This is a genomic window from Microbacterium hominis NBRC 15708 (genome assembly GCF_001592125.1).
Lineage (GTDB): Bacteria > Actinomycetota > Actinomycetes > Actinomycetales > Microbacteriaceae > Microbacterium > Microbacterium hominis.
In genome coordinates this window covers 1-5,810 of the sequence record NZ_BCWI01000034.1, presented here as the reverse complement: position 1 = coordinate 5,810, position 5,810 = coordinate 1, and the positions used below count along the sequence as shown (strand labels likewise).

The following is a 5,810-nucleotide window of genomic DNA, read 5'->3' as shown; positions in this document are numbered from 1 at the left end:
GGCGGTGGTTCCCGGGCGTTGAGCGAGGCGCGCAGCGCCGAGTCGAAACGTCCGCGACGCGCGGGCTCAGCTCTCCTGCGTGCCCTCGACCCAGGCGAGGTACTCGTCCGACACCGTGCCGGTGATGTACCGCCCGTCGAAGCAGCTCATGTCGAGGTCTTCGACGTCGGGCGCTCCCTCGAGGATCGCGGCCTTCAGGTCGTCGATCTCCTGGTACACCATGTAGTCCGCGCCCAGCTCCGCCGCGATCTCGGGGATCGTGCGGCCGTGGGCGACGAGCTCGTGCCGCGACGGCATGTTGATGCCGTACACGTGCGGGTAGCGCACGGGCGGGGCGGCCGAGGCGAACGTGACGCTCTTGGCCCCGGCATCCCGGGCCATCTGGATGATCTCCTTGGACGTCGTGCCGCGGACGATCGAGTCGTCGATGAGCAGCACGTTCTTGCCCTTGAACTCGCTCGACATCGCGTTGAGCTTCTGGCGGACGCTCTTCTTGCGCACCGCCTGCCCCGGCATGATGAAGGTCCGCCCGACGTAGCGGTTCTTGTAGAAGCCCTCGCGATACTCGATGCCGAGCTTGCGGGCCACCTGCATGGCGGCGGGTCGCGAGCTGTCGGGGATGGGCATGACGACGTCGATGGCCCCCGCCGGCGTGTACTTGGCGATCGTGTCGGCGAGGCGCTCGCCCATCCGCAGGCGCGCCTCGTACACCGAGATGCCGTTCATGACCGAGTCGGGACGGGCGAGGTAGACGTACTCGAACGAGCAGGGCACGAGCTGCGGGTTCGTCGCGCACTGCTGGGTGTGCAGGCGTCCCTCGAGGTCGATGAAGACGGCCTCGCCGGGCTCGACGTCGCGGACGACCTCGAAACCGCCGTTCTCCAGCACCAGCGACTCGGAGGCGACGATCCACTCGTAGCGGCCGGTGGCGGTGCCCTCGGCATCCACCGCGGGGCGCGTGCCCAGGATGAGGGGGCGGATGCCGAACGGGTCGCGGAAGGCGAGCAGGCCGTACCCGGCGATCAGCGCGATCGTGGCGTACGACCCCTCGACGCGCTCGTGCACGCGGGTGACCGCCTGGAAGACCTGCGCCGGGTCGAGCTCGAACCCGGAGATCGAGGACTGCAGCTCGTTGGCCAGCACGTTCACCAGCAGCTCGGTGTCGGAGCTGGTGTTGAGGTGGCGGCGGTCCTTGCTGAAGAGCTCCTTGGTCAGCTCACGCGTGTTGGTGAGGTTGCCGTTGTGCACCAGCACGATGCCGTAGGGGGCGTTGACGTAGAACGGCTGCGCCTCCTCCTCGCTCGACGCGGTGCCCTTGGTGGCGTAGCGCACGTGCCCGAGGCCGATATTGCCGAGGAGGGCGCGCATGTCGCGGGTGCGGAAGGCCTCGCGCACCTGGCCCTTCGCCTTGAAGAGGTGGAAGACGCCGTTGGTCTCCGCCGTCGCGATGCCGGTGGAGTCCTGACCGCGGTGCTGCAGCAGCAGGAGCGAGTCGTAGATGTCCTGGTTGACCGGGCCCTGTCCGACGACGCCGACGATTCCGCACATGTGGTGTAGCTCAATCCGTTTCTGCGTCTAAACCGCTGATGAGTACGCGCCGACCAGACGCACGGCGCCGCCGTCCACGCCCTTGGCACCCTGCTCGAAGTGCCCGTCGGGACGGGCGCCCTCGTGCACGACGCCGACCTGCCACGTCGCGATGCCGGCCGCCGACAGGAGGGATGCCGCGGCATCCGCCTGCGCCGCCGAGACGACGGCGACGAAGCCGATGCCGAGGTTCCAGGTGCCCTCGGTGTCTTCGAGCCGCAGTCCGCCGAGGTCGGCGAGCACGCGGAACACGGGCGTCGGCGACCACGTCGAGCGGTCGATTTCGACCCACGCCTGCGGCGGGAGCACGCGGGCCACGTTCGCGGCGATGCCACCACCGGTCACGTGGCTGAGCGCGTGGACCGCGCCCGGCAGGGCGGTGAGCAGGTTCAGCAGTGGCAGCGTGTACAGGCGGGTGGGCTCGAGCAGTTCCTCGCCCCACGTGCGGCCGAAGTCCGCGGCGTGGGCGCCGTAGCTGAGGCCCGTGCCCGCGACGATGTGGCGGATGAGCGAGTACCCGTTGGAGTGCGGGCCACTGGATGCCAGGGCCAGCACCACGTCGCCCGGCTGCACGCGGTCGGCGCCGAGCACGTCACCGGCATCCACGACACCGGTCGCCGCTCCCGCGACGTCGTAGTCGTTGACGCCGAGCAGACCCGGGTGCTCCGCGGTCTCGCCGCCGACGAGCGCCGTGCCGGTCTGCTCGCACCCGGAGGCGATGCCGCGGACGATGTCGGCGATGCGCTCGGGGAAGACCTTGCCGCACGCGATGTAGTCGGTCATGAAGAGCGGCTTCGCGCCCACCACGACGATGTCGTCGACGACCATGCCGACGAGGTCCTGGCCGATCGTGTCGTGCTTGTCGAGGGCCTGCGCGATGGCCACCTTCGTGCCGACGCCGTCGGTCGAGGTCGCCAGCAGCGGCTTCTCGTACGCCTGCAGCGCCGAGGCGTCGAACAGGCCGGCGAAGCCGCCCACACCGCCCAGCACCTCGGGCCCGTGGGTGCGACGAACCGCCGACTTCATCAGTTCGACGGCGAGGTCTCCCGCCGCAGTGTCGACGCCGGCTTCGGAATAGGGGTTCTGTGGGGCTTCTGCCACGCGAACAGCCTACCGGCAGGGGCGGGGCGCGCGGACCGCGGCATCCGGCCGTGCGTGCGGGCGACGCTGCGGCGCCGACCGCGCAGGAGACGCCTACGACGCCGAGGGATCGTGCGGGCTCCCCGGGCCGTGGTGACGACCGGTCGCGGGATCGATCCAGCTGCCGGAGCCGGTGAGCCGGTGCCAGCGCCGGTGGAACGCGAGATCGGTGTCGTTCGCATCGACGACGGCGGCCCCGCACACGTCGCAGATGCGCAGGATGACGACATCGCCGCCCGCGGTCGTGACGACGACCGACCCCTCCGGAAAGTCGACGCCCATCCTGTGCCCCTCCCCCTGCGGCCGACCGTCATGGTCCGGCTCCGAGAATGCCCTCAGACTACGCGAGGCGCGCACCCTGTCGCCGGCCCGACCGCTGTCCCTAGGATGGCGGCATGGCAGCGGCGGGAACACCGGAATGGATCGTGCGCGAAGACGCGAGCCTCCCCGTCCTCGTCGCCCTGTATCTGCGTCAGGTGCTCGGCATCCGTTTTCCCGAGGAGCTGCCGCACCTGCGCGGCATCCCGCCGACGGCTCGCGCCGAGATGGGCGAGTACGACGATCGGCCGGCGATCGAGCGCGAGTGGCGCGCGTACTGGGACCTGACCGTCGAGCCGCAGGCGAACCCTTCGCCCGTGCCGCTGGAGCTGATCGACGGGTTCGACACCTACGTCGCGCTTCCGGTCGAGGGGTTCACCGAGCTGCAGGCGGCGATCGCCCCCCACGGCGAGGATGCGGTGGCGTACGCGCGATCCGCGAACGGCCGCTACCGTTCCAGCCTCGGCAGCGGGGCGTCGTACCGGGCCTACGCGAGCGCGATCGCCGAACACGAGCGGGTGGTGGGGCGGCGCGCGCACTCGTTCGAGCTGAACGTCCAGGTGCTTCCGTTCACGCAGCGCGGCGTGTGGTGGATCGGGGCGCTGACGATCGCCGTCACCGACGGTCTGCGCGGCGACATCGCGGCCTTCGACGCCGCCGTGGGGCCGATCATCGCCGATATCGCCTGATCGCGGCATCCGCTGTCACGGCGCACGGGCCGGGGCGGGTGAGCGGCCCGGGAGAGGCGAGCGGCCCGGGGCCCGGGGCAGGCCGTTCGCGGCGAGAAGCGCCTGCTGCCGGCAGATCGCCGGCCCTCGGGCGGCGACGGTCGTGCGAACGGGGGTTACTCGGCGTCGTCGACGGTGATGACCTCGTGATCGACGCGCACCTCGCGGGCGCGGCGGGCGAGGGAGCGATCGAGCACCAGCGCGACCACGCCGCCGACGGCGATGCCGAGGGGGATCGCGAAGAGGCACACGAAGCCGAAGACCTGCGAGGTCGAGTAGGTCACACCCGTGGTCGCGCTGACGTTCTCGGTGCCGTCGAACGCGAAGGTCAGCACCAGGGCGACCAGGATGCCGAGGGCAGCGCCCGCCAGGAGGAACACCGCGTACCGCGGGCTGCGCCGCACCTGGGCGGTCTCGATGCGGTGGTCGGCGGTGGGCGTCATGACCCCATTGTCCCACCTCCCATCCGGAGGCGGGCGACACGAGCTCGTCACGGCGTCGCGGTAATCTGCGGCTATGACGGCATCCGCTCCCCTGGCTTCTGACGGCGCGACGAACCCGGTTCCGGATGCGAGGCCGCACGTGGTCATCATCGGCGGGGGCTTCGCCGGAATCAGCGCGGCGCGGGCGCTGCGCCACGCACCGGTGCGCGTGACGCTCGTCGACCGGCGCGTCTACAACACCTTCCAGCCGCTGCTGTATCAGGTGGCCACCGGCGGGCTGAACCCCGGCGACGTGACCCACTTCCTGCGAAGCCTGCGCGTGCGCCAGCCCAACCTCGACGTCGTGCACGAGCACCTCATGGAGATCGACACGGATGCCCGCACCGTGCGTCTGCTCGACGGTCAGGAGATGTCATACGACTACCTGCTCGTCGCGAACGGCGTCACCACGGCGTATCACGGCACCCCCGGGGCGAAGGAGAACTCGTTCGCCGTGTACTCCCGCTCGCAGGCGATCGCGATCCGCGACACGCTCTTCACCCGTCTGGAGCGCGTCGCGGTGCAGGGCGGCCGCACCAAGGGGCTCTCGGTCGTCGTGATCGGCGGCGGGCCGACCGGCATCGAGATGGCCGGTGCCCTCGCCGAGCTGCGCGACCAGGGCCTCGAGCCGGCGTACCCCGAGCTCGACGGCGATGCCTTCCGCATCACGCTCGTGCAGCGCAGCGAGATCCTCAAGCCGTTCATCCCGAAGCTCCGCGACTACGCGGCCGCCCAACTGCGGCGCCGCGACGTCGAGCTGCGCCTCGGGGCGGGCGTGGACGAGGTGCGACCGGATGCCGTCGTGCTCTCGGACGGCACCGTGCTGCCGTCCGATCTCACCGTGTGGGCGACCGGTGTCGCGCCGCACGAGGAGGTGCGCGACTGGAGCCTGCCGCTGGACAAGGGCGACCGCATCCGCGTCGGGGAGGACCTGCAGGTCGTGGGGCTGCCCGGGGTCTTCGCCGCCGGCGACGTCGCGATCGCGCCGCAGGATCTGCCCCAGCTGGCGCAGCCGGCGATCCAGGGCGGTGAGCACGTGGCGCGCCAGATCGTGCGCCTCATCGCGGGCGAGCCGACCGAGCCGTTCTCCTACTACGACAAGGGTCAGCTCGCGATCATCGGCCGTCGCTCGGCGATCGGGGAGCTCCCCGGCATCGCGAACCTGCCGGTGCTGCACCGTCTGCGCTTCCTCGGCAAGATCCCGCTGCTGCGCAAGACGGTGGCGCTCACCGGATCGGTCGCGTGGATGACGTGGCTGTTCGTCCACATCGCGAGCCTGCTCGGGCCCCGCAACAAGCTGATGGTGCTGATCGGACTGGTGGCCCGCTACGGCGTGCACCTGTATCGCACACCGGTGCCGATCGTCGGCGACGTGCCCGCGATCCGCCCGTCGAAGGCGCAGCGCCGCCGCCTCACCCCCGAACAGCGCGCCGCGGCCGATGCCGACGCCGGCGTCCCCGCTGCCCCCGACGCCGACTGAGCCGACTGAGCCGCGGCCGGGCCGGGGGCCGAGGCCGGGGGCCGGGGCCGGTGCCGAAGTGCAAGGGATGCGGGG

General features: G+C 71.2%; 6 protein-coding genes. 2 read left to right on the top strand and 4 right to left on the bottom strand.

The genetic code is table 11. From position 1 onward, the window contains the following. Positions 1–66 precede the first annotated feature (66 nt). The 3 genes from purF to MHO01S_RS15920 all read right to left on the bottom strand — a co-directional run bounded on the left by purF (position 67) and on the right by MHO01S_RS15920 (position 3,009). Positions 67–1,548 (bottom strand): amidophosphoribosyltransferase, encoded by a 1,482-nt coding sequence (gene purF / locus MHO01S_RS15930; protein WP_060959108.1) that lies wholly within the window; start codon positions 1,546–1,548, stop codon positions 67–69. A gap of 27 nt (positions 1,549–1,575) precedes the next feature. Next, positions 1,576–2,688 carry a phosphoribosylformylglycinamidine cyclo-ligase gene (gene purM, locus MHO01S_RS15925; RefSeq protein WP_060959107.1) on the bottom strand — a complete coding sequence of 371 codons (1,113 nt, stop codon included), beginning with the start codon at positions 2,686–2,688 and terminating at the stop codon, positions 1,576–1,578. Positions 2,689–2,781: 93 nt separating this feature from the next. Beyond that, complete coding sequence (locus MHO01S_RS15920; RefSeq protein ID WP_060959106.1) at positions 2,782–3,009, bottom strand: hypothetical protein; 228 nt, start codon at positions 3,007–3,009, stop codon at positions 2,782–2,784. A 113-nt stretch (positions 3,010–3,122) separates the two neighbouring features. Between MHO01S_RS15920 and MHO01S_RS15915 the strand changes: the two genes are divergently transcribed. Beyond that, complete coding sequence (locus MHO01S_RS15915) at positions 3,123–3,734, top strand: hypothetical protein (RefSeq protein ID WP_060959105.1); 612 nt, start codon at positions 3,123–3,125, stop codon at positions 3,732–3,734. Positions 3,735–3,889: 155 nt separating this feature from the next. Here MHO01S_RS15915 and MHO01S_RS15910 read toward each other — a convergent pair whose 3' ends face one another. Beyond that, positions 3,890–4,216 (bottom strand): hypothetical protein, encoded by a 327-nt coding sequence (locus tag MHO01S_RS15910; RefSeq protein WP_060959104.1) that lies wholly within the window; start codon positions 4,214–4,216, stop codon positions 3,890–3,892. A gap of 139 nt (positions 4,217–4,355) precedes the next feature. On the opposite strand from MHO01S_RS15910, the gene MHO01S_RS15905 reads away from it, so the two are divergent. Then, complete coding sequence (locus MHO01S_RS15905; RefSeq protein ID WP_061782593.1) at positions 4,356–5,735, top strand: NAD(P)/FAD-dependent oxidoreductase; 1,380 nt, start codon at positions 4,356–4,358, stop codon at positions 5,733–5,735. The last annotated feature ends 75 nt before the right edge of the window (positions 5,736–5,810 follow it).

What these genes read in the sequence shown, in the direction of transcription:
- purF (WP_060959108.1), bottom strand. Translation starts at nt 1,548, where the DNA reads ATGTGCGGAATCGTCGGCGTCGTCGGACAGGGCCCGGTCAACCAGGAC.
- MHO01S_RS15920 (WP_060959106.1), bottom strand. Translation starts at nt 3,009, where the DNA reads ATGGGCGTCGACTTTCCGGAGGGGTCGGTCGTCGTCACGACCGCGGGC.
- MHO01S_RS15915 (WP_060959105.1), top strand. Translation starts at nt 3,123, where the DNA reads ATGGCAGCGGCGGGAACACCGGAATGGATCGTGCGCGAAGACGCGAGC.
- MHO01S_RS15910 (WP_060959104.1), bottom strand. Translation starts at nt 4,216, where the DNA reads ATGACGCCCACCGCCGACCACCGCATCGAGACCGCCCAGGTGCGGCGC.